The organism is Oleidesulfovibrio sp. (genome assembly GCF_047973035.1).
Lineage (GTDB): Bacteria > Desulfobacterota > Desulfovibrionia > Desulfovibrionales > Desulfovibrionaceae > Oleidesulfovibrio.
Genome location: NZ_JBKEBF010000034.1, coordinates 85,507 through 108,802, shown reverse-complemented (window position 1 = coordinate 108,802; position 23,296 = coordinate 85,507). Strand labels below are relative to the sequence as shown.

At 52.8% G+C, this 23,296-nt stretch carries 17 protein-coding genes; 1 reads left to right on the top strand and 16 read right to left on the bottom strand.

Going from position 1 to position 23,296, the window contains the following annotated elements; all coding sequences use genetic code 11:
• Positions 1–446 precede the first annotated feature (446 nt).
• From ACK5LI_RS11200 to ACK5LI_RS11160, 9 genes are all read right to left on the bottom strand, one after another.
• Positions 447–818 carry a hypothetical protein gene (locus tag ACK5LI_RS11200; protein ID WP_416949293.1) on the bottom strand — a complete coding sequence of 124 codons (372 nt, stop codon included), beginning with the start codon at positions 816–818 and terminating at the stop codon, positions 447–449.
• Between the two features lie 202 nt (positions 819–1,020).
• Complete coding sequence (locus ACK5LI_RS11195) at positions 1,021–2,274, bottom strand: protein-tyrosine phosphatase family protein (protein ID WP_416949291.1); 1,254 nt, start codon at positions 2,272–2,274, stop codon at positions 1,021–1,023.
• Positions 2,271–4,757 (bottom strand): PEP/pyruvate-binding domain-containing protein, encoded by a 2,487-nt coding sequence (locus ACK5LI_RS11190; protein WP_416949289.1) that lies wholly within the window; start codon positions 4,755–4,757, stop codon positions 2,271–2,273. Before ACK5LI_RS11190 ends, ACK5LI_RS11195 begins: the two co-directional genes overlap by 4 nt.
• A gap of 50 nt (positions 4,758–4,807) precedes the next feature.
• Positions 4,808–5,167: a response regulator gene (locus ACK5LI_RS11185; RefSeq protein ID WP_416949287.1), complete on the bottom strand. Its 360-nt coding sequence runs from the start codon at positions 5,165–5,167 to the stop codon at positions 4,808–4,810.
• Between the two features lie 257 nt (positions 5,168–5,424).
• Entirely contained in the window at positions 5,425–7,536 is a 2,112-nt protein-coding gene (locus tag ACK5LI_RS11180; RefSeq protein ID WP_416949284.1) for a two-component system sensor histidine kinase NtrB, read from the bottom strand.
• Complete coding sequence (locus ACK5LI_RS11175; RefSeq protein WP_416949281.1) at positions 7,533–8,519, bottom strand: phosphate/phosphite/phosphonate ABC transporter substrate-binding protein; 987 nt, start codon at positions 8,517–8,519, stop codon at positions 7,533–7,535. Before ACK5LI_RS11175 ends, ACK5LI_RS11180 begins: the two co-directional genes overlap by 4 nt.
• A gap of 305 nt (positions 8,520–8,824) precedes the next feature.
• Entirely contained in the window at positions 8,825–9,607 is a 783-nt protein-coding gene (locus ACK5LI_RS11170) for a hypothetical protein (RefSeq protein ID WP_416949278.1), read from the bottom strand.
• A 231-nt stretch (positions 9,608–9,838) separates the two neighbouring features.
• Entirely contained in the window at positions 9,839–10,993 is a 1,155-nt protein-coding gene (locus ACK5LI_RS11165; RefSeq protein WP_416949275.1) for a sulfite exporter TauE/SafE family protein, read from the bottom strand.
• A 70-nt stretch (positions 10,994–11,063) separates the two neighbouring features.
• Entirely contained in the window at positions 11,064–11,837 is a 774-nt protein-coding gene (locus tag ACK5LI_RS11160) for a DUF169 domain-containing protein (protein ID WP_416949273.1), read from the bottom strand.
• Positions 11,838–12,606: 769 nt separating this feature from the next.
• On the opposite strand from ACK5LI_RS11160, the gene ACK5LI_RS11155 reads away from it, so the two are divergent.
• Positions 12,607–14,676: a type I secretion C-terminal target domain-containing protein gene (locus ACK5LI_RS11155; protein ID WP_416949271.1), complete on the top strand. Its 2,070-nt coding sequence runs from the start codon at positions 12,607–12,609 to the stop codon at positions 14,674–14,676.
• Positions 14,677–14,791: 115 nt separating this feature from the next.
• Here ACK5LI_RS11155 and ACK5LI_RS11150 read toward each other — a convergent pair whose 3' ends face one another.
• From ACK5LI_RS11150 to rnfB, 7 genes are all read right to left on the bottom strand, one after another.
• On the bottom strand, positions 14,792–15,895 hold the full coding sequence (locus tag ACK5LI_RS11150) for a glycosyltransferase (RefSeq protein ID WP_416949269.1): 1,104 nt from the start codon (positions 15,893–15,895) through the stop codon (positions 14,792–14,794).
• A 247-nt stretch (positions 15,896–16,142) separates the two neighbouring features.
• The gene (locus tag ACK5LI_RS11145) at positions 16,143–17,261 is read right to left on the bottom strand and encodes a glycosyltransferase (protein WP_416949267.1); all 1,119 of its coding nucleotides are present in this window, start codon (positions 17,259–17,261) and stop codon (positions 16,143–16,145) included.
• 253 nt (positions 17,262–17,514) lie between these two features.
• Positions 17,515–18,456 (bottom strand): zinc dependent phospholipase C family protein, encoded by a 942-nt coding sequence (locus ACK5LI_RS11140; protein ID WP_416949265.1) that lies wholly within the window; start codon positions 18,454–18,456, stop codon positions 17,515–17,517.
• 207 nt (positions 18,457–18,663) lie between these two features.
• On the bottom strand, positions 18,664–20,118 hold the full coding sequence (cls, locus tag ACK5LI_RS11135; protein WP_416949262.1) for a cardiolipin synthase: 1,455 nt from the start codon (positions 20,116–20,118) through the stop codon (positions 18,664–18,666).
• Positions 20,119–20,330: 212 nt separating this feature from the next.
• A complete protein-coding gene (locus ACK5LI_RS11130; protein ID WP_416949260.1) occupies positions 20,331–20,753 on the bottom strand; it encodes a universal stress protein in 423 nt (140 codons plus the stop codon).
• 563 nt (positions 20,754–21,316) lie between these two features.
• Positions 21,317–22,348: an FAD:protein FMN transferase gene (locus tag ACK5LI_RS11125; protein WP_416949258.1), complete on the bottom strand. Its 1,032-nt coding sequence runs from the start codon at positions 22,346–22,348 to the stop codon at positions 21,317–21,319.
• Between the two features lie 58 nt (positions 22,349–22,406).
• The gene (gene rnfB / locus ACK5LI_RS11120) at positions 22,407–23,276 is read right to left on the bottom strand and encodes an RnfABCDGE type electron transport complex subunit B (RefSeq protein ID WP_416949256.1); all 870 of its coding nucleotides are present in this window, start codon (positions 23,274–23,276) and stop codon (positions 22,407–22,409) included.
• Between the last annotated feature and the right edge of the window lie 20 nt (positions 23,277–23,296).

Sequence of the window (23,296 nt, the reverse complement as noted above, 5' to 3'; positions counted from 1 at the left end):
GGAGGCGACCTTATGGTCGCCTTTCGGCTTCTGCAGCCGCACATCTTGCGTGAAAGACACTTTGTTGCCCCCGAAGCATACGCCCACAAGGTAGCCGAACAAAAACAACAGCCGCAGCACGGTAAGTGTTACCGACATTGCAGAGCGAACACAGGATTCACCGCAGTAAGCATGACAAAGACCTAAGGGTAAATCCGGCTGCTAACTGATGTTCAAACACCCGGTAGGTATGCCCAGAGCCTTGATGCCAGTTGCCACGCGTACTGCCCGACAACTGCTGCAAGCAAAAAGAGCACACCGTACGGCTGCGTTTCATCCCCCTTTGAACACAGCACAAAAAAATACCGCTCCCCGAAAGGGAAGCGGCATGATCTTTTCAGTATCATTCTCTGCTTACAGCATAATCATGGTCAGGCTACGCGTAAGCACAGAACAGCTGGTTGCGCTTATCCGCCAAAATAGCCGGGGCTGATAACGGACAATGCCTTGCTGTAATGCGTCCGTAACGAGTTGAGCATTCCGGCCATCTGTGCTTCGGGTCCGGTAAGACTCATAGGGCATTCGTTACGCATGGTTTCAACCAGCATTTCCATTTCACGAACGGTGGACTTGATGTGGTCCAGAGTATCAGCGAATTCCTGAGTGCTCTTATCCTTATCAACAGCCAGCACATCATATAGACGCGCCTTCCACGCATTCAGTTCCATTTCAAGGCCCTTGCAGTAATGATCAACAGCGGCTTGACGCTGATCGTCAGTCGCACAACCTTCAATTCCGGAACAACTCTGACAGGGACCGGGGTAATCCATATTTGCCATAGACATATCCTCCTGAGATGGAATGCGATTTACCTATGTAAGACAATAAATCAGATTTGCCCTGTGTACATGATTTTCCAGCAGAATCAGCATAACGTTTAGGGTATTAAAGCAGCAGCACAGAACTGGCGAGGGCTCCCGCTGTTATGCCGGATAAAAAATAACGCGGCATTGCGCGTGTACATCTAGCGCAAAAACAAACTCACCCGTCCGGCTCACCGTTTCCTTTTACCTCCGCAGGCGCATCCTCCGGCAGCAGGCAATCTGCCGACGCATTTTGCAGCAGACAATGAAATACCGTCTGCACATAGCGACCGGAGACAACATCAGGCAAAGGAAAACGCGGCAGTTCCCGCACGGGAAACTCACCCGCAAGAGCTACAAAAACGTGCTTGGAAAGTCTGCCCAGCGGGCCGGAAAGCACCTCTGCCCACAAGCGGAACGCCTCGTCTGCCGGCAGGTCGAACAAACGACATTTAAGGGGGCGGTACTCATACAGCATGCACTCGCCATCAAGCGATAAAGGACACAATAATGTTGCGGTTAAACAAGGGTCCTGCTGGTCAGGAAAGTCAGATGAGCCATAGTCCGCACGAAGACTGCTTTCCGCACGGGATGCAGCCACGGCCCGCTCGATGACTTCTTTGCGCTTGTCACTGGTCAGGGCTGTATTTATGCGCGTACCCAAGGTAAGCGCTTCAATCAGCGTCATGGCCACGGGCGAATTACAGCAGCGGGCATGGTCTTTGCCACAGCGGGGCAACTCACCCCTGTTCTGTACTGCCAGCTGTTCGACTTCCGCCTCCAGCAGCAGAAAATCTTCCATATACGGGGCAAGGTCTACTCCGCCGGTAAACTCCAGAGACGGAGACCTGACTGTCAGCGGGGCGTTGACAGACCCGTACCGCCTGACCAGACGCCACTGGTCGAAATTTGTAGGCTTTGCCCGAAGCCCCCGTAAAGTACGGGCTGCCAGTCTATGCCCCAGCCCCCGCCGCAGCAGGTAAGCATTAAGCACAGTTCCGGTGCGCCCGATGCCATGACGACAATGGATATACACACGCTTACCCAGATACAGGCACTCATCCACCCAGGCGAGAGCCTCTTCCAGCGCCTCCAGCGGGGGAGCCTCTTCGTCCACCACTGCCAGAAAAAAGGTATCAAAACCGTACTCGCGTTCCAGTTCTGCAAGCTTGGGCAGTTCGGCGCATAAATTCAGAATGCAGCTCACCTGCATCTCCCGCAGGGCACCCAGCTGCCTGCAGGACATAGGAGCCGCCCCCACGCCCAGCTTTGAGGTGACCCAGTAAACATGAAGGTCGGCATGCGGTTCCGGTGCTCCAGCCGGACGTTCCTGCTGCATAAAGTTCTGCAGCATAGTGCGTAAGCAGCCCAGCCCCTTACGAAGCAGCCCCGGAATGCCGCCTCCGGACTCCGACAAAGCTCCGCTGCTCATTCTGCCTCCAGCAGAGCTATAAAGTCTTCTACCAGCCCTTCTACCTGCACCGTGTCGAACAGCGACATATCCATCAGGCGGGTGCGTGCCAGTAAAAGCCCCAACATCGCCAACTGCTTCTGGATGGCGGTGTCATCATCATGCGGGTGGCGTGCATCCAAGAGGTCGCCGCGGATATCAATAAAAAAGCCGTTCCGCTGCAACACGCTGCTTATAAAATTCAGCCGCAGTGCGCGTTGTTCCGCTGTACCGCCGCCGCCTTTAAAGCGGAAATTAATATAGTTATTTTTGCCGCTCTGCTCGCACAGCGTGTCCACCACAGAAAGATGATACCCGAAGCGGGCCATAAAATGCAGGTAGGTATGCGAAACAACGGCATAGCTAGCCAGTTGTTGAGACTCCGCAGAAACACCGACTCCTGCGCTTACGCGGTCGAATGACTCCCAATCCATAGCGGGCAGACTGGTATTCCAGCGCACTTTGTCAGATGCAAGCCCGAACCACAGCGCCCACATGGGAACCGAACGCACATCATCAGGCGTAATCTCTTTTTTACCGGCTGCGCTGGGAAAAAGCCCGTCTTCCAGATTCAGCACATATAGCGAAACGGGCAAGGTGGACTTCAACTGTTTTGCTCCGGCAAGCCCTCTGCCGGACCGTCCCACAAGTGAAAACATTTCTGCCACGCCCTTTTCATGGGCAAAGCGGACAAAGTCATGCAACGACTTGCAGTAACGGGGAGCAAACGTTTCGGACTGGGCATCAAGCAGCGTAAGCCGCGAGATATGCTCCATGGCCTTTTTCATACGCTTGGTAACGCCGCTGACCCGCGAAACACTGACATGCGTTCCGGTCAGCCGCTCTTTACGCTCCAGTCCGCATACACCAGCGGGACAGCCGGAGTATGCAATACCGTGCGTGGCATCCACAGTAACATCCGTTCCTTCCGGCAGCAGGTCAAAGGCATTATCAACACCAACAATAACAGGCAGTCCGAACTCGCGCGCGACAGAGGCAAAGTGGCTGGCCCTGCTGCCCTGACGTGCGACAACAGCGCTCAGGCGGTCGATGACACGGGTCAGCGCGGGGCCGAGATTACGCGTAACCAGCACAGACCCTTCGGGCAGGTCATCCACTTCCGCACAATGCTCCACCTGACACACGGTGCCGCTGCCTATTCCCGGAGAAGCGCACTCGCCGCCCGTTAATACCGGAGACAGCCCCGCAAGCTTGGCGGCCCCCGCATCTTCATCTGCAGCGGCAGAGACCGGAACCGGCCTGCTCTGCACAATATGCAGCCTGTTGCGTGTATCCATGGCCCATTCCACATCCTGCGGAACACCAAAAAGTTTTTCCAGCTCAAGACACATGCCTGTAAGGCGCTTCATGGTAGATGCGGGAAGCCCTGCGGATTGCCGGACCTTTTCTGCACGGCGCATGGAGCCGCGCCTGAAGTATGCCGCTTCTGCCACGGCGGTGCCGCTGACCAGCGCCTCTCCGGCCCCCTGCACGGCAAATACGGATAGCACGCCGTCCGGTCCGCAGACATGCGAAGGCGGTGAAGGGTCGCGTGTGTAGACTACGCCGCTTGCCTGCGCATCGATCATGGGCATAATGATGGTTGCCATCGGGGTTTCCGGATCTGCCAGCCCGTGCATGATGCGATACGCCAGCGCACGGGGAGTATATTTACCCGCAATGACGCTCTTCCACGCATCAAGCACTCCCGATGCACGTACACCAAGCTCGGATGTGTACTGACCGGCAAAGGAAGCCTCTCCGTCTTCCGCCACGGCACTGCTGCGCACAGCCAGCAGCCTGCCTCCTCTGCCAAGTTCCAGCGCGGCAATCTCGATTTCGTCCGCCAGCCTGTCAGGCACTTCGGCGGTCATGATCATACCGCGCATCATGCCGGAAAGTTCTGCAATGTCGTCAGGCCTGTCCAGACGCAGGTTGCGCAGCTGTTCATCAAGCGGGCCGCGCAGGTCATTGGCTTCGATAAAATAATGATATGCTGAGGTCGAAACCACCACCCCTTCTGGCACAGAGATGTCGGTTTCGCGCAGAATACGGCCCAGGTTGCGGGCCTTGCCGCCGGAGCGGCCGCCATGAGTACCCGCCTCAGCCAGTGGAAAAACAAAAGGCGGAACAATTTCAGGGTCAGGCACGCTGACAGCCATGCGGGCGTAAAATTCTATTTTTGTCAGATACTCCGGCAGGTCCATATACCGGACGGGGCTCATCTGCTGCAACTGACCGATAAGCGCCCTTACCGTGCGGCCCAATTCTTCTGTAAGCCAGACCACCCTTGCCCAGTCTGCTTTTTCACGTCCATAATGAATTTCTTCCAGATCTGCGATCAGCTCAAGGCAGGCATCATCCAGCCGCAACAACTCCTTGAACGCGTTGTACTTGTTGCGCAACAGCGTACCGGGCGAAAACGCCTGATACGTCCAATGTCTGAATAATTCCTTTAATGCCATGTGGTGGTCCGCCGCTTACGGCACGGCTGATGTAATAGAGTATGTTGCAATCAGCTGCGCAGCACATCACTTACTTTGCTTTCCAGTTCGTCCTTATCTATGGGCTTTACGCAATATTCGTTTGCGCCCAGCTTCATCGACTCGCGCGCTGTTTCCAGAGTAGGGTAACCTGTCAGCATAATCACCCGCAACTCGGGCTGAATTTTCTTCAACTCTTCCAGCACTTCGACTCCGGTCATACGCCGCAGCTTGATATCAAGAATCGCAAGATCGACAGAATGCGAACGCGCATGGGCCAGCGCTTCCTCTTCTTCGGTAAAGGCCGTCACTTTATGGCCTTTACGCTCTAGAATACGTTTAATCAGCACTCCGGCATCAATAACATCATCAAGAACAAGAATACTTGCCATGTCATGCTCCGCTTATGAGATTCCACCTGTTCATCGTATGTTGTAACATCGGCATCAGCATAAACAGCCCGCTCAGCATACGCCTTCCATACCCGCCATCATTTCATCAGCCACAATTATGCACAACAGTATGGCTTAACAATACAGCGTAACAACGCCACATCATATAGTTTTGCCTGCGCAGAGTACACCTTCGAAGCAGCACGCCGCTAAAAGTCGCTTCATTTCCGCAGCATCAGGCTGCAACAAGCATTTTGCTATGTATTGCCGGCCTGCCCTTCCGCAGAACCGGACTGCGGCAGGGCGTCTTCGCCATCCTCGTCATCCAGCAACCAGTCCGGCGGTTCCAGAGGAAGCGATACCGTAAACATTGTTCCGGGGCCGTGCTCCCTGTCCCCCAGTTCTTCCGCAGGAATAATACCTTCCGGCAAGGGGCTGTTCACAGTGATGTCGCCGCCGTGGTCATGAATGATGCCGAAAGAGACAGAAAGGCCGAGTCCCGTGCCTTTGCCTACAGGCTTTGTGCTGAAAAACGGATCGAAAACGGATGCCATGTTTCCTTCACTGATACCGACTCCGGTATCTGCAAAAAGAGCACTTACCGTTAGATTATCAATATCGAGCATCGTGCGTACAACAACCACCCCGCCGCCTTCATTCGCCTGCATGGCGTTGGAAAGAAGGTTCATCCACACCTGCTTCAGCTTTGCCGGATCGCCATAGATAATCGGCAGTCGATCGTCCAGTATGGTGACAATACGTACGCTCTCCAGTGAAAAGGCATGACGGACAAGCTGCACCACTTCCATAATGGAATTGTTAAAGCACATCTCTTTCTTTTCACTTTGCGTGTGGCGCGAAAAGCCCAGCAGGTCCGCCACAATCTTCCGGCAGAACTTGGCCTGACGCTCGATTGTTTTCAAATCTTCGTGCGCCTGCGAACCTTCCGGCAGGTCTTCCTGCAATAGCTGCGCATAGCCAAGAATAATCCCGAGCGGTGTATTGATTTCGTGCGCTACACCACCCGCAAGATTACCGACGGATTCCATCTTTTGCGAATGAATAAGCTGGTCCTGATAGCTGCGGATTTCCGTAATATTACGGGCGGTTGATAATATGCCGGCAACATTGCCCGCTTCATCGGTAACAGGCACCTTGACCACGTGGAACCAGCCTTCTTTGCCGTCCGTCTTTCCTTTCAGGCGGGCCTCGCGGCTAATCCCCGAACGTGAAGACAGGATAAGCTCATGCTCCTGCATACGCTGCTGTGCAAGCTCCGGCGAAAAAATATCCATGTCCGTCTTTCCGGGAATGCTCTCTGCCGGATGTCCCACCCAATAGCCGAATGCCTTGTTTGCAGCCAGATACACTCCGTCTCTGCCCACCAGAGAAACAAGGTCGGGCGTGGACTCAATAATCGTCCGCAGTAACTTCTGCTGCCGCGAAAGGTCCTGTTCGGCGGCACTCAGCTCGGCCATGTGCTGCCGCAGCGAATGGGCCATTACGTCAAATGTTTCTGCTAGATCCTGCAACTCATCGCCTGCCAGCCTGCCGTGCACAGGGCAATCTCCGCATGAGGCAGCCATGTCATGCGCAAGTCCGTGCTCTCTGCATCGGGTATTCGCCACATGCCAGCAGCGCCGCGCGGTATCTCCGTGGGCTGGGCAATCTTCACAGCCACACTGCGTCAACTGCCAGCAGAAAGGCCCGCTATACGCCCCCACGGTGATGTCCATATTACCCCGTACAATCTGCTCGGCATATTCGCGCAGCATCCCAAGACGATGGGTAATCCTGCGCGCGAAATGAGTAGATGCAAGCACAGCCAGCAGCAGAGAGACTACGGTAAGGGTAGAAATAGTAGAGACAAGCCGCTGGACGACTTTTTGCGCTCTGGTACGTGAAAGGCCCATGCGCACGGTGCCGAGGTGTTCCTGCCCGATGCGCACAGCCACGGCAAAATCGTAAATGCGCTCCAACCCCGTATCCACCAGCCTGATACGCTTTGTAGCTCCGTGCGGCAGCAGATTAGCCGTACGCAGCTCAACCGGAAAGCCCTCTTCAAACGTATGCACCAGCACTTTGCTGTTTTCATCCAGCACAAAGGCGTAGCTTACGTCTTCGTCCACAGTGACCAGTTCATCCACCATGTTCTTCAGCCGCAACAGGTCAACGGATAGCATAGGGTCAGTTACGCGCAACGCCAGATTGCTGGCCAGCACCATACCGCGACGGCGGGATTCAGCCAGCAGTTCGGAAGTGGAAATCTGAATGGAGACCACAGCAAGCACAACGGAAACCGCCAGCACAATAAGCGTGATGCCGAGATTCAGCTTGTTGCGAAAACGCATACGCGAAAGCGGGCTCATTCACGCTCCTCCGAGTACAACCCCAGCTTGGCCATCAGTATACGGATAGGATCATAATCCTTATCTTCGGCAGGAATGATACCGCGGATACCGGCGTTTGCCAGAATCCGGCCCCCTTCAGGATCTTCCATGGACAGACGAAACATGGCCTGTTTTATCCGCGCCACAACCTGAGGGTCCAGCCCCTTGCGCGCGGCATACACCCAGCCCGGATAATCCCGCGTAGACACGACCACACGGATGCGCTCCGGCTCGATTTTGTCCCGCACCACTTCCAGTGTACCTTCACGGATGGAAGCAAAGTCATATTTTCCCGCATACACGGCCAACACGGCTTTTTCCTGCTTTCCTCCCGGACCGGGAGCAAAATCCACCGTGGCAAAGTCTCCGGTATCGAGGCCCATGTCGCGGAACATGCCCAGAGCAAACAGATAACCGCCAGCAGACAGCGGATCTACCGCTATCCACCGTTTCCCCTTACAGTCTTCCAGCCTTCTTATGCCGCTGTCGATACGGGCAATGATCTGCCCGCGGAAAAAAGGCAGACCGGAAGGTTCGATGACCCGGGCAAACGCAGTAGCACCTTTCTGGGCCAGCTTGACGTAGGTAAACGGGTTGGAAAACGAAATATCAATCTCGCCCCTTTCTACCATGCGGGTATGTTCTTCAAAGGTATCAGGAAAAACCTGACGCATGGTGATGCCGGAAACCCGTTCAAGATATTCCACAAGGGGGTTATGGCGGATATACGAAGTAGTGTGTGAATACTGCGGCAGATAGGCATAGGTCACAGCATCCGTATATTCCGGCACAATGACACGCTCGCGGCGGGACATATCCACATGCACAATCTCTTCTTCTTCGCTGCACCCGACAGCCGCAAAACAAAAAAACAGCATAACGGCAATAACCGCCAACTGCCGCATACGGAACCTGCTTACGCCTGCCTTCTTTTCTGCAGACCGTGAATCATAATAGGTCATATACACCCGCCCCGAGAGCCCCTTGCTCTGAATACCCGATGTCAGTTTCCGCCGGAATATCGTGTCGGAGGTTCAGGCACACAGGCCCGTACATTCGAGCATAACCATACCAACAATATGCACTGTCATCTGCTGCCACAGAAATATACGATTGGTGAGCGCGCTTCCCCGCACCTGCCGTGTAATGTCCGGCAACAGGTAACACCACCAGAAAGCAACGCTGGTGACTGTGTTGTCACAATATTTACAGCGGACAGCCTGCGTTGACACACAACGGCTCACTACCTGCCTGAAAGGTAGCCTGATCAGGCTTGCTTACTACCGTCCTGCCCGCTTTTGGCGGTCGAAGCATCACCTTGCGGATCAGCATGTTCCAGCCCGTCCGAGTTGCCACGAACATCAGCGTTACCGGCATCCTCGCCGCCAGAAGAAGAATCATCATCCGCAGCCAGTTCACTCCACGATGTTACGTCACCGATAGATGCTGCAGACTCTTTACGCAGTCTGGCAACACGCCTGAAAAACGGCATACGGTCACGTACCCGTGAAAAAAGAATACGCAAAGGAATGTAGGTGGCAAAAAACACAAAGGCGTAGCCCAGCGGCCAGCCGCCGAAGGGAACATGGTACAACTCAATCCCGCGGAAACGGCCATCAAGCCAGCCGAGCGCAAAAGGCACAGGCCACAGGCTGACAGCAAACAGCGCCGCCCCGCTGAAAAAAACCTTGCCGAAATACTCGTTCGCCCAGCGGTTGCTGGCCTTGTAGGTAGCCTTATCCTTGTGCCGGATGGCTTCCACCGAGAGGTTGTGCATCCGCACCATTTCACGCTGCTGATTATCGTAAAAGTCACGATTCCACAGATACACCAAGGCCCCGGAAAATTCGCCTGCCACTATGCACCACAGGCTCAGCACGGTTGTTCCCAGCCAGAACGCAGGTTCCGCCCACGGAAGCATTCTGTACGGAGTAATGCAAATGGTATCCAATAACAGCGTGAACGTGTTCCACAGCTCCATGCCATGTTCTCCTTTATACTCAACAATACCAGCCAGCGAGCTGTACGTCATCTCATTTGGCACGGACATGTGCAATTGCCCCGGCAACCTGTGACAACGGTCCTGTATATAAAAAGCACCGGCGACGAGAGGGGCGGGCTTCCGGGGCTGGAAACCGTCTCGCGCACCGGCGCTTAGCGTATGTACTACGAGGCGAGCAGTACAGGCTTCATAGCTATAATTCAAAAATGTTCTGCACACGGGCGGATTGCAGCGTGATCCGCCCGCGGCAGTTGGTAAGCGTACGAGTCGCGCTATCTGTTAGAAGGGGGGCAGCACTGCGTAACCGAGGAAGCCCTTGGTCACGTAGCGGATACCCACGTAGAATGCGAGCACGATAAAGATGCGCTTCAGCCATACATCGGGGATATACTTGGAGGTACGAGGGCCGATGAACGAACCGACCAGAATACCTACCAGTTCAACACCGATGAGCTGCCAGAATACCGGAGTACCACCGGCCAGCATGTAAGTGGCGATAGAGGTAACCATGCCGATGAGAACTGCCAGTGCGGAAGTGCCGGCAACCAGATACATGGGCAGACCTGCAACACTGGTAAGGAACGGCACCAGCAGGAAGCCGCCGCCCACGCCGAGGAACGAAGCCATACCAGCGATAAAGAAGCCACCGATGGCAGGAACCATGGGATTAAAGGAGAACTCTACACCGAAGAAGGTGAACACGACTTTGCGGGGAGAGAAGCTGACAACTTTAACGCCCTGTGCGGCGGTATCAACTTTCTTGCCTTCGCGCTCTGCCTTCATGGAAGCTTCAAAAGCTTTTGCGGCTTCTTTGGCAGCCTTTTTGCCGGCCTGCCCCTTGGGCGAAGTTTCATAAAGCAGGTAGCAACCAAGGAACAGAACAAACAGGCCGAAGTAACCGATGTAAGACTTCAGAGAAATTTTACCGGCAGTCAGCCAGGGAATAAGGGTGGAGCCCAGCACGGAACCAAGCCCCAGAGCAAGAGCAAGAGGCAGCACCAGACGGCCCATTTTCCAGTAGTTGAAAGAAGACATACCCGCGGAGGTACCAACCAGCCACTGGTTGGACACGCGGATGGAGTCGGTGATTACTTTGTTCAGCGCAGGAGAAGTTTCCTTAAAGCTGGAAGCATAGTTACCGAAGCCAAAAATGGTAATGTGACCGACACCGGCCATGATACCGCCGAAAGCGCCAACGGTGGAGAAAATCCAGCCTACCCAGCAGGCCCATGCAAAACCCAGCAGCAGGTTTACGTTGGGAGCACCGGGAATACCAAGGTAGCCTGTGGGAGCGTTAGGGTCGATCTGACCGGCACCGGTGCCGACAGGGGTTGCCGCAATGGCGTCAGTCAGGCGGTCTGCCAGTGCAGGTTGCACTGTTGCCAGAATCACCAGACCAAGCAGGCCGAGCATCATCAAATGTTTGTTCTTCATAATCTAATCCTCCTTTGCTGTGCAGCCTGCCAGCCCTGAGCAGAGCAGGCAGGCTAGCAAACCCGTTAGGTTAATCCTTTGCTTTTTTAAAAACGATAAGCGGACAGTTTTTGCATACATCCGCACCGGGGAAGCCGTCTCCGGGTTTGGTTATGGCAGAGCTGCCAAGTTTTTCTTTACGTTCCATCAGGCGGTCAAACACCAGCTGCATCTGTTCGCCGGGAATGATCACGTTAATTTCTCCGCGCTCTGTTTTACCGGCATTATAGCTGCCGGAACACGCAGGAAGCATGTTGAACTGCTTTTCAACCATGGAATACACGTTGCCGCCGCAGGCAGATGAATTCATAGTAATCTGCGGACGCAGAGGATGGGTATCAGTGGCAGCCATGTAGTCCACTGCAAGGTGGTATGCCTGCATGTTGTCACAGTAGAAATGGACTGTATCAGGCATGAACGTTGCGTCAGCAAGAGGAGCCACAGCAATGCCGATGAGTCCTTCGGGCAGACGGGACTTTGTCTCTACAAAGCGCTTTGCCTGATCAAGGTCTTTACAGTATTTGGCGTGGCTTTTTACTTCTGCCTCGTCCATTCCTTTCCACCCGAAGCTGAAAACAGCGTTGCTGCAGCCAAGGCCTTCACGTTCGGAGTAAACGGTTTGCCCTTTCATACGGGCAGCAATCTGCCACTGGCAAAACGTCATGGCCTTAAGCGGAGTATAATATTCCGCCTCTGCCTTGAATGCGTCTACCTCTGCCTGATCATAGAAAAATTTTACAGCGACAGGATAATGGTAAAGACGCAGTTCCTGCATCAGGGTGGCTTGCATTTCCTTAAAGTTCACAGCGGTCTCCTTTTACAGATGGAAGAACACCGGCACGAGGGCCTCTCCCGACTCATGCTTTTGCGGTGTTCAAGCGTCATTTCTCACTGTTGACGCTCCTACCAACGGGCACACCGCTGCTCAACTTTATTCGCAAATGAGAAAAAAAGGATTTTTTTTCACGAACAGAACATGATTTTTGACACAATACCTTGTCTTTTTTGTGATTATATTCACAATCAAGTCATATTAATATAATAAAATCAAAATATTAATGTCAAAAACATAGTTATTATTCATATGCTTTAGCATGCTACTTTTATGAAAATGTTCAAAAACTTCTCTTCCTTCTCTTTGCCAACCCCCTCCATAAAATCGGGTACAGTTATGGCACGCCCGAAGATACTGCGTAATGATATTTATCAGTACCGATAGGCCTATAAACAACTGCACCCACGCCTTTCATGCAGCGACTCTCGGAAAACACCAGCCCCCCTGTCAGCTTTCCTTACAAAAAGCTTTTTTTTAAGCCGTTATCATTCCTTTTTTGCCCGAAATACTTGCTCAGGAATTTGCGGAGTATTATTTCTATATACAAACACAGTAATTTCTCTGCCAACCAGATTATCTATATTTCACAGCACTAAAATATATTCGAGTGGTTGCAGAAAAGCGTATTAACAGCTTGTGACGATTCAACATTATGCAAATTTTCATTCTCCCGTCACACGCAAGCTAAGATGAGAAGGCGGCGCAACCCCAGCAGGGAGGCCGCAGGGAGGGACTCACCATGGCAACACCCAAAACAGCACAAAGCACAACGTCAGCGCAGGGAGCTATCACACTGGCCCGCCCGGGCGCAGGCCAGCAGCTTGTTATTGCTGCAGGATCGCAGTCTTTGCTCCTTGGCTTTGGTCTTGATGAAGCAACACTCCTTCAGGATGGAAATGATCTTATTTTCCAGTTTGACGATGGCAGCACCATAGTCCTGCAGGGATTTGTAGACAGCCTGTCAACAGGAGATGCCCCTTCGCTTACTCTGGAAGACGGAACCGTACTGGATGGTCAGGCATTTGCCACCATGCAGGGGTTGGAAATTGAAACTGCCGCAGGTCCCGGCACCACCAGCGGCGGCAGCGGCGAGTATTCTGACGACCCCGGCCTGTTATATGACGGTATAGACCCGCTGGATCCCATCGGGAATGTAGACTTCCTTAATCCCGTACCTGAAGGACCTCTGGATGAAGAAGGCTTAGACCCCGGCGACGGTGGCGCAACGCCTGTAACCGGCCCTGCCTCAACATTGATTGTAGGCAGTAACGGCAACGACAACACATCCGGTACAGATACTCATACCAGACAGGTTGATGACGGCGGGACACCAGTTACCCCCGGCAGCAGCACCATTACCGGTACCGGCGGTGACGACATCCTTATAGGTGATGCAGAAGGACGGCTGGAAAACGCCAACGTTCTTATCATGATAGACATGTCTACATCCATGCGGGATAACGGCGGTTATGATGCGGCTAAAGCGGCGCTCACAGACTTTATCACTAAATACAACGGGGATACCACACTCAATCTGGCAGCAGTAACCTTCGGGTATAACACACTGCAGCACCCTGTTTCTATTCAGCTGAATAATGGCGGTAACCCGCTGACCGCTGCAGAACTTTCTACACTCGTCGATGCGACTCTTGCAGCGCTTGCAATGGACCAGCAACCGTTAAGCCCGCAAGGCACAAACTACGATGCAGCCTTTACTACAGGTCATGAGTGGTTTGGCGATCAAGCTGCAGCAGGGTCTAACGTGGCTATTTTTGTTACAGATGGCTTGCCGACTGTGCACACCCCGGGATCGAATCCCTTAGATGCCTATGAAGCTAACGCCATGAGCAAAGGGGCCAGTAACAGCGGCAACCTGACGGATGTCAGCGATTATGAACACGCTCTGGCAAGCTATCAGGCGCTAGTAGATGACTTCGGCGTACAGGTGCATACGTTCGGCCTTGGTGACGGCAACCAGCCTATCAACCCATCGTGGGCTTTTGATGTCAAATATGGCACCCCGACTTCTGAGGAGCTGGCTGATCATTTTGACAATACCGGCGGTTCCGAATTCGTTCCTCCGCCGGACCTCTCTGAGGCCCTCAACAATCTGCATCCGCAGCTGGGTAACGACCTGATTCAAGGTGGCGACGGCAACGACCTGCTGTTTGGTGACGTGCTGAATACAGACGGAATCTCCTCTATCAGTGCCAACGCGGACATCGGTCCTCAGGCTCCCGGTCAGGGCTGGAGCATATTCGAAAAACTGGTCGCAGCCGGTGAAACGTGGGAAAATGTTATTGATTACATCAACACCCACCACGAACAACTTGCGTCCAACTCGTACAATGGCGGCAATGATACCCTGACAGGCGGTGCCGGTAACGACATCATTTACGGCCAAAGTGGTAATGATGCCCTAGATGGTGGGGCAGGCAACGACCTCATCAGCGGTGGAGCCGGTAACGATATTCTTGTCGGCGGAACCGGAGCGGATACCTTTGTATGGGCTGACGGAGATCAGGGAGAGGTTAGCGCACACGCAGAAGACCTTATTCAGGGCTACAGCGTTGCAGAAGGCGACAGCATCAACCTCAGTGACTTGCTGTCCGGTGTTTCCGCAGATGCAGACCTGAGCAACAATATCTCCATTTCCAGCAATACGTTAGAAACAGTAATCACAATCCACGCTGACGGTGCACCTGCAAGTATTGTACAGGAGATCACGTTGGATGGTGTCAGCATTGATACCTCGGCCACCCTTAATGACCAGCTCAATGAGTTGAACATTATCCTGTCCAACCCGTAGAGCCTGTTGCTATCGCTTCTACAAAAAAAGGTATAAAAAAAGGGCGGCCCACAAGCCGCCCTTTCTCATTTACAAACATTGAAGCATCACTGCGAACAACGGTTTTCGCTTTCAGTTAATTTGCAGCCAGCTCCTCGTATACCGCCTTCCACGCGGCAACATGGGCTGAATATCTGTAACGGTTTGCCACATCCAGCCCCGCTTCACGCATAGCATTCAGACGTTTTTCGTCCTGAAGCAGCCTGGTCAGTTCCTCTGCCCACATCTGCTGCTCAAGCGGCAGAACCACAGCGGCATCTTCTGTTACTTCTATAATGGGTACGGTATCTGCTACAACTAAAGGCACTCCACATGCCAGCGATTCGAGAGCAGCGTTAGGAAAGCCTTCCCATAACGAAGGCATAACAAAAATGCTCCGCCGCGATGAGAGAGCTTTCAATACGGCAGGAACGTCACTCCGCATTCCCATAAAGTGCACGTTTGCCCTCAAGTCCAAGGAGTCTGTCAACTGCTCAAGCTTTAAACGGTCACCACCGTCCCCCATCACTAAGAACTGCGCATCAGGAATGCTATCAACAACCTTCCTGAAGGCGTTCAAGAAAAAATCAATATTTTTAACACGCGTTAACCGGCAAGCTGCAACTAACACAGGTGCTGACTCAGACAACTCTATTTCATCAAGCTTTGCAGGTTCCGTTACGAAATGTTTTTCAGGGATACCGTTGTAGATGACTCTACTTGGCCTGCCGAACAAGTTGTGATCCAAGCGCACAACTTCAGCAACTGCTTTTGCGACAGACACAAACAACGTTGTCCGAACGGAAAGCAGCTTATTCATTATTCGACGTATAGTTTTTGTTTCACGCGTTACATTTCGCAAATTGGTAATAACAGGAAAATTCAATCCTAAAGCAGCAACACGCGCATGATAGTTTGCCGAAAAGTGCATACTCTGCACAACATCAGGTTTCAGCTGTTTAAAAAGCCGCCTTAGCTTTAACGCAGTATCCAGACGATGTGTTCCCGCAGGCTGACCTACTTTACCTACATTAAACACAGGAATACCAGCGTCCTTAAACAACGGCACAAGATCTCCCTTGCCCGTTACGTTAATAACAGCAACTTCGTAGCCATCCCGCATAAGGCACGTAGAAATATTCAACAACCAGTTTTCTATCCCGCCACGGTACAGGCCGCCTATTACGTATACAATTTTCATGGTCATTCCTTATAACATATCAATCGGACAACTATCTGCATTGCAGGCAACCATGCTTAGCACGGACACACCCGCGCGTTACCGCACACCGCATCAAAATAGGTAAGGGAGATTGTCAGCTACTTATCCGGCTTTCCAAACACGATGACGGCAAGCACCTGCCCGTAATCAACCACGTGAAATTAATCCAGCCAGAAGGCAATGCATACTTTTAGAACATCCGATGTACTAATCTTGCAGCAGATAATTAGCCGCGCACAGACTCTGCCAACGCCAGATACTGAGCAAACATGTCATGCTCGTCTATGGCAGTTTCTTCAATGCCTTCATGCGGTAATGACAACGCCTCTTCTATGGCTTTTGCAATAGCGGCATCATCAAGTTGCGGGCAAACAACGCCGGAAACACCGGCACGGATAATCTCTGCACTGCCAGCCTGCGCGGAAGCCACCACAGGGATTCCTGCAGCAACAGCCTCTGCAATAACCAGTCCGAAGGGGTCATATCGTGTAGGCAGGCAAAACGCATCAAGCGCATGAAAAAAAACAGGCATGTCACTGACACTGCCGGCAAAACGTATCCGACGGTCAACATTCAGCAAGCGGGCTTGTTGAAGATACGGTTCGGCATTATCCCCACCGGCAACTAACAGTACAACATCTTCCGGCAGCATGCGTAAGCTGCCTATGCAGTGGGCAAGCCCTTTGCGCATAAAAATATTACCGGCAAACCCCACTATGCGCTTGTCTGCCGCATCCGGCCAGAAGCGCTCCCGCGCTGATTTGCGCTGCTGCAATGTAGCAGGAGCAAAACGCTGTTTGTTCACACCGTTGTGGATCACTGCAACTTTGCTGCAATGTTCAGGATAACTTTCACATACTTCGTCACGGGTCATTTCAGACGGAACCAGAATACGTCTTAATGCCGGAGAGGAAAGTACGCGCCGCTCCTGTAACGGCACATAGGTGTTATACAAATTCCATGTTCTGCTTCGGGATTTGCGCCTCCTTACATCTTCAGGAAGTCCCTCAAGCGAACGTTGTAAAAACGTAGCATGCACACCTGTCTGCCGCACGATGGCAGCGCCACGCACGTATTCAAAAGAAAAAGGAAGTCCTTTGTGCTGCGCTATATACTGTTCCGCGCGATAGAAAAAGGAAGCGTATTTTAACAGCCTGGTAGGACGAAGCATACCCAGTGTAACAACATTCTCTGACAAAGGGCCTTGCGGATCTTTGTTCCGCCCGCACACCATGACAAAGGGCACATCATTCGCCTTCAGATACTGGCAAAAACGATACGCCACTCCTTCTCCGCCAGTGGAAGGGTCGCAGTATTTTACAATCACCTGAATGGGAAGCTTCATCGTCAGCTCCTGTAGTCAAATCACATAGCACAATCAGCCGGCTACAGAGTGGTACACTTTGGGGACGCAACGGGCAAGGCGGCAATACTGCAAAGCGCATAAATCCAGACAGACCTGCCATTTAACAGCTTAGCTTTGCGCCATATATCATAAAGTCACCCCTGCGAAACAAAGACGGCATTACTCAGCTGAAGGCTCAAAAAAAAGCCTGCGGATTTCCACAGGCCTCTTGTCTTGAATAAATATGTGCGCCCTACGCGGCCTTTTCGTCCGGCAGAGTAAGCGCCGCAAGTCGCGGATCAAGGGGAAACAGACAATGATCTTCCGTAAGCCGCGCTTCAACCTGCTTGCCCCGCAGTGAACGGGCAAGTGTTCCGAACAGAATACGAGGAGAAGTTTTACGCCTGCTTTGCTTGCGTACGGTCGCAAGATTGTGTTCCCCGATAGGGTCAATGGCAGTGACAACAGACCCGAACGGAGCCCAGAACACATCGACGATTGCCTTGAGCGAAACATTGAGCATCTCACCAAAGTAAATGGCATCAACGTTTGAAGGCAGCACTTTGTCCACCAGTTTGACAGAACGCCGCCACTGGCTGTTGCCGGCAAGAGCGACACTGCCCATAAAAATCTGCTTTTTCAGAAAAAAAGGAACACGCTGCGGTGTAACGGCAGCTTGCAGCACACTGTCTGCGTCTTTTGTACCCAGACGGTACAGTGCAGCTGCTGTCCCTCTGCTGGAAGGTAACAGGCTGTCTGCCAGCATCTCTACATACACGTGGCTCAACTTGCTGCCGCCCGTAACATGCATACAATTAGGCACATAATGGTTATGGGCAACCGTATCAGCAGCAAGGTGCGACATGTACCCATATGCGTACGCCTGCAGCCGCGGACTGTCCGCCTTTTTCAGCAGAGTATGCGCTGTTTCCCAGTTGTGACTGTGTCCCGGTGTAACCGCACAGCCTTTACCGATGAAAATATCGGCACTCAGCGCACCATAACGGAAGGCAGCCTCGTATGTGCTGATAGCTGCAGCCACAGTAGAAGGCAAAAGCGAAAGGTTGCCAAACAGCCAGTCAGAACAGGCCATATGCACACCCGGTCCCCACGCCAGTGCATCTTCAGGCAACAGCATGACAACCAGAAGACTGGCGCAGGCGGCAAGCAATGAACACAAACGGCTGACCGACATGCGTCGGCGCCCGGTATGCGAGAAAAAAGAAAATATCTGATGCATAAGGCTGTGTGTGGCAGCGAATATTTCGGGTCGTCACAATTAAGAAAAACTATTGATAAGCCCCGCTAAAGGTTTGATGTAATCCCTCCACCGCCTTTGTCAACAACGGATTTGAACCGAATTTCGCAACACCCTGCAAATGCGACATTTCATTTTCAGGTGTTATAAATATGGCGTAAACAACCAGCACATTGCGTCACGCATCCGAACCGGCAGCGACCTCCGGTCAAGTTCCTCTCTGGTAACTACATACGAACAACGGCGCGCCGCATCAAAGTGGCGTGTAAGCTGGCGTACGACTGAAGTATCAAAAATCTCCATATTAAGCTCAAAGTTAAGCCGCAGACTGCGCGGATCAATATTAGCCGAGCCTATCTGCGCATAACTTCCGTCGATCAGCAACATTTTGGTATGGGCAAATGGCGGGGGCTGATAATGAATGTGAATGCCGAAGCGCAAAAGCTGCCACAGCAGATTACGCGTAGCCCAGTGGACCGCAGGCAGGTTGTTTTTTTCCGGCAGAATCACATCTACGCGAACCCCGCGGAGTGCAGCAGCCTGCAACGCACTGACAAGGTCGCTTGAAGGAAGAAAGTACGGAGTCATAATCCGCACAGTTCTGCCGGCACTGCTGATAACACCCATCATCAGGGCGGACAGCCTGTCAATATCCTGTCCGGGACCGCCTTTTACCACACGGCACAACGTATCTCCGCACGGTTCTTCTGTGACTCTGCGAGGCAATGTGTATTCGCCGGTGGTAAAGCCCCAGTCATCCAGAAAGGCCTCCTGCAGCTGAGCAACCACCGGACCGGAAAAACCGAAGTGCATGTCTGCGGTTCTTCGCTTGTTTTGCAGATTTTGCACCATATGGCGACGGCCGATATTCATACCGCCGGTAAATCCTATCTGCCCGTCAGCAACCAGCACTTTACGGTGGTTACGCAGGTTTACGCTGAGCTGAGGCGGCAGAAGGCGCGGCGGCAGAAAGCGTGCGACACGCACTCCGCGTTTTTTAAGTAAACTACTTGCCCGCGGAAAAGCATACAGTTCTCCCACGCCGTCGATCAGCACCCGCACGTCCACACCCCGTGCAGCCGCGGCAGCAAGAGCATCAATAAACTGACGGCCAATTGCGCCGGTCTCAAATATATACGTTGTAAGAAACAACGAATCTTCCGCACTTTCTATGGCTTCCAGCATTCTCGGGTACGCTTGTTCGCCATTATGCAGTATCAGCACGTCATTGCCGCCAACCAGCGGCATACCGGATACAGCCAGCCCGGGCCGCTGCAGTTCTCTGTAAATGGGTGCGATCAGGTAGTCATCCATGGACCCCGGTGGCAGAAAAGGATGCGTGCCGCCATGCAACTTGCCACGGGTTGCAGCTTCGTCTGTTTTTTTTTCTTCATGAAGCTGCTCAGCCTTGCTGCGAACACGATTAATGCCAAAAACAAAATACAGAATCGGCCCCGCTATGGGAAAAGTCAGGCAAACAGCCACCCATCCTAATGCAGCACGAGGGTCACGCTTATTCAACAGGGCGTGACCTGCCGCAACCAGCGAAACACACAAGTTCAAAAAAACAAGCAAGCCGCTCAGTAGCATGATGTCCATCAATCAACTCCAGACGTTCTCAGCAGGCATCTCCGAAAAAATAATAAATTCACGCTCTCAAGTCCAAGATAAGGAAAAATCAGAAGCATCATACCGTGACCTTGGGGAAGTATGAGACTATCCCTACGTATCGGCTAGAAAAAAGAAAGTCCACAGTCGCAGAAATAAAAAACGGCCCCGTGGGGCCGTGAAAAAGTACAAAGCAATGCCAACTACCTCGAAATAAGCACCGGCACACCGGACATGGAAAGGACGCGGTGCGCAACACTGCCCAGCAGCATACCGGCAAGGTCACTCAGCCCACGTGACCCCATCACAATGACGTCGCACTTCTCGTTTTCTGATGCTTCAATCACGCAATCACTGGGTTTGCCGTGCATCAGGCATTCAGTAAACGCGATACCCTCGCGATTCAGCTCTTCGCGATAGACTTCCAGAATTTCGTCTGCGTTTTTCTTCAGTACGTCAGTAATTTCGTTACGTGCGTGACCGCCTATCAAAGTAGGCACTTCGCCATAGCAATGCATCAGAACAATACTGCCACCGCTGCAACGAGCCAGGCTTATGGCATGCCGCATGGCAAAGCGGGAATTACTGGAACCGTCCACAGCCAGAAGGATTTTTTTAAAGGCCATACTAACCTCCCTGCAATGACTGACATTACAGCTTTGTGATTCAGTACCGGCGTGCTGGCAATTAGACATATTACGATAACAGCCGGATATCAGTATTCATAAATCACATTCAACATAGCACAGCATGCAATCCGCTACAACACACCTTATGTACAATCATGCTGTCTGCATAAATACAAAAATCCCAGCCCCCCTGAGTTCAGCAACAGCATACTCAAAAAGCCTGCCCGAGGAACACAACGGACACCCTTTTCACCTAAAATCCGAAAGGTATCCCCGTGCCCTCCATCTGGACATTGCAGCTTTTCAGTTTTGCCACCCTTACCGCTGGCACCCAAGCCTTCCCGACCAGCCATCACATCTTTCGGCACACCATTTTTCAGTGTCTGTACAGACGTTGAGTTTTTCAGCCTGCTCTGCCTGTAGCAACTAAGCCGGTCAGCCAATTCTATGTAATACTGCCCACAAAAAAAGCCCGACCACAAAAGCGGCCGGGCCGAATTTTACCGTAGAGTTGACGTTATCTGCCCATGAAGGCGGCAAACGTTGTCAACCGCTGCGTTTTACGCTTTGCCCCAATGGCGCGAAGCGTATGCGGCACCGTTACGTCCCAGCACAAGGCATTCACGATTGGTCAGGCTGTCGATAAACTGCAAGCCTTTGCGGGCCTGCATAATGTATACGGCAGTAGCCAGAGTGTCAGCCTCCATCACCGTAGGAGCGGTCACAGAAACACTCAACACGCTATGGGGGCTGTTGCCTGTCTGCGGGCTGACAAGATGACTATACATACGCTGACGATCGTAAAAGACTTCATATCCGCCGGATGTGGCAATGGCTCCATCGTACATGGAGATGGTTGCAGGATAATTCCGCTTTTTAGCAGGGTCCTGAATCGCCACAACCCACGGTTTGCCTTCAGCCTTGCCACCGCTGGTACGGATGTCGCCACCGGCATTGATCATATGTCTGTTCACACCATGCGCACTGAGCACTGCGGATGCTTTATCCACAATGTAGCCCTTCGCAATGCCGTCCAACGTTACGCCCATGCCTTCACGCTGCAGGCGGATGCTGTCACGACCAAGGGCTACCCCCTTCGCGTCAACAAGGTTGATTGCCTGATGGAACTCATCTTCCGAAAGGCGCATTTCGCCTTTCAGGTTCTGCTTCTGACGGAACAAATCAACAACAGGCTTTACTGTAATGTTGAATGCATCATCCGTCAGACTGCCGAAGCGCAAAGCGCGGTTCATAACTTCTGCCAGCTCGGGATTGATACCCGAAACGCGACCGTCACGGTTCAGCACCGAGACAGGTGTCGAGCTGTCGTAACGGCTGAAGATCAGGCTGAGCCTGTCGATTTCTTCAAACGCACGGCCAAGGGCTTCTTCAGCCTTTGCGCGGGACGGGTGCACCGCGGTCAGTGTCACCAGAGTGCCCATCTGCAGGCGGGTCTGCGTAATGCTATGTTCTTTTCCGTCAAAACGTGCAGCCTCTGCCACTGCGGGCAGAACGCCTCCTGCTGCCACGGAAAGGCCAAGCAGACCGCATGTCTGGAGAAACTGTCTTCTGGATGCGGTATTATTTTCCATGGATTGACTCCAAGTATCTCACACGCCCGTAGGCGCGGTTTCGAACCTGTTGCCGCTGTTACGCGGAGGCCTCTTCCTGCACAGGCTCTGCCGCCTTTATTTCGGCCAGCTTTACCTTAGCTGTGGCGCAGGTGTGCCGCAGAATGTTACGCGGGCAAGCCTCTACGCAGGCTTCGCCGCATTCCGGACCGTATGCAAGACAGGCTTTCTGATCGATCATGATCTTGCCGCCTTCCTGCGTAATGGCGTTTGCAGGGCATTTTTTCACGCATTTTGCGCAGTTGATGCAGCCTGCTTCGCACACGTTCATGACGGCTTTCATCTTGTCCTGCGTAGAGCAGTACACCATCACACGGGCACGACGCGGTATAAGTTCCAGAATATCACGCGGGCAAAGACGGATACACGCGCCGCAGCTTGTGCATTTCTCTTCGTCAATCTGCACGAGACCATTTTCAATATACATGGCGTCAAAGGGGCATCCACGCACGCAGTCACCAAAGCCGATACACGAAAAACGACACGCATCCGGGCCGTCTTCCAGCATATGGGCCGCGGCACAGGAAGCAAAACCCTGATACCCGTAGCGCTCAGCCACTTTGCCTTCATCTTTTACACACCGACGGAAAGATACCGTCGGCTCGGCATCTCCGGCAGATTTGCCGGAAAGCTCACCAACCTTAACCGAAATTTCAGGTCCGCCTGCACAACACAAACCGGCACTTACGGAGGGGTCTGCCAGCACCGCCTGAGCGTATGCTTCGCAGCCCGCAAAACCGCAGCCGCCGCAGTTGGCGCCCGGCAGAGCATCCATAACGGCTTCGACTCTCGGATCTTCCTCTACATAAAATACCCGGGAAGCGGCTGCCAGCACGCATGCTGCGACAAACCCGAGTGCCAGCAGGGAAAGCACGGATGTTACGACCATATTGCTGTCCTTGTCTGTTA

Bases quoted from the DNA above. Each gene is read 5' to 3' on its own strand.
- ACK5LI_RS11170 (WP_416949278.1), bottom strand. From the start codon at position 9,607: ATGTCCGTGCCAAATGAGATGACGTACAGCTCGCTGGCTGGTATTGTT.
- ACK5LI_RS11165 (WP_416949275.1), bottom strand. From the start codon at position 10,993: ATGAAGAACAAACATTTGATGATGCTCGGCCTGCTTGGTCTGGTGATT.
- ACK5LI_RS11195 (WP_416949291.1), bottom strand. From the start codon at position 2,274: ATGAGCAGCGGAGCTTTGTCGGAGTCCGGAGGCGGCATTCCGGGGCTG.
- ACK5LI_RS11180 (WP_416949284.1), bottom strand. From the start codon at position 7,536: ATGAGCCCGCTTTCGCGTATGCGTTTTCGCAACAAGCTGAATCTCGGC.
- ACK5LI_RS11200 (WP_416949293.1), bottom strand. From the start codon at position 818: ATGGCAAATATGGATTACCCCGGTCCCTGTCAGAGTTGTTCCGGAATT.
- ACK5LI_RS11185 (WP_416949287.1), bottom strand. From the start codon at position 5,167: ATGGCAAGTATTCTTGTTCTTGATGATGTTATTGATGCCGGAGTGCTG.
- ACK5LI_RS11175 (WP_416949281.1), bottom strand. From the start codon at position 8,519: ATGACCTATTATGATTCACGGTCTGCAGAAAAGAAGGCAGGCGTAAGC.
- cls (WP_416949262.1), bottom strand. From the start codon at position 20,118: ATGGACATCATGCTACTGAGCGGCTTGCTTGTTTTTTTGAACTTGTGT.
- ACK5LI_RS11130 (WP_416949260.1), bottom strand. From the start codon at position 20,753: ATGGCCTTTAAAAAAATCCTTCTGGCTGTGGACGGTTCCAGTAATTCC.
- ACK5LI_RS11140 (WP_416949265.1), bottom strand. From the start codon at position 18,456: ATGTCGGTCAGCCGTTTGTGTTCATTGCTTGCCGCCTGCGCCAGTCTT.
- ACK5LI_RS11190 (WP_416949289.1), bottom strand. From the start codon at position 4,757: ATGGCATTAAAGGAATTATTCAGACATTGGACGTATCAGGCGTTTTCG.
- ACK5LI_RS11145 (WP_416949267.1), bottom strand. From the start codon at position 17,261: ATGAAGCTTCCCATTCAGGTGATTGTAAAATACTGCGACCCTTCCACT.
- ACK5LI_RS11155 (WP_416949271.1), top strand. From the start codon at position 12,607: ATGGCAACACCCAAAACAGCACAAAGCACAACGTCAGCGCAGGGAGCT.
- ACK5LI_RS11150 (WP_416949269.1), bottom strand. From the start codon at position 15,895: ATGAAAATTGTATACGTAATAGGCGGCCTGTACCGTGGCGGGATAGAA.
- ACK5LI_RS11125 (WP_416949258.1), bottom strand. From the start codon at position 22,348: ATGGAAAATAATACCGCATCCAGAAGACAGTTTCTCCAGACATGCGGT.
- rnfB (WP_416949256.1), bottom strand. From the start codon at position 23,276: ATGGTCGTAACATCCGTGCTTTCCCTGCTGGCACTCGGGTTTGTCGCA.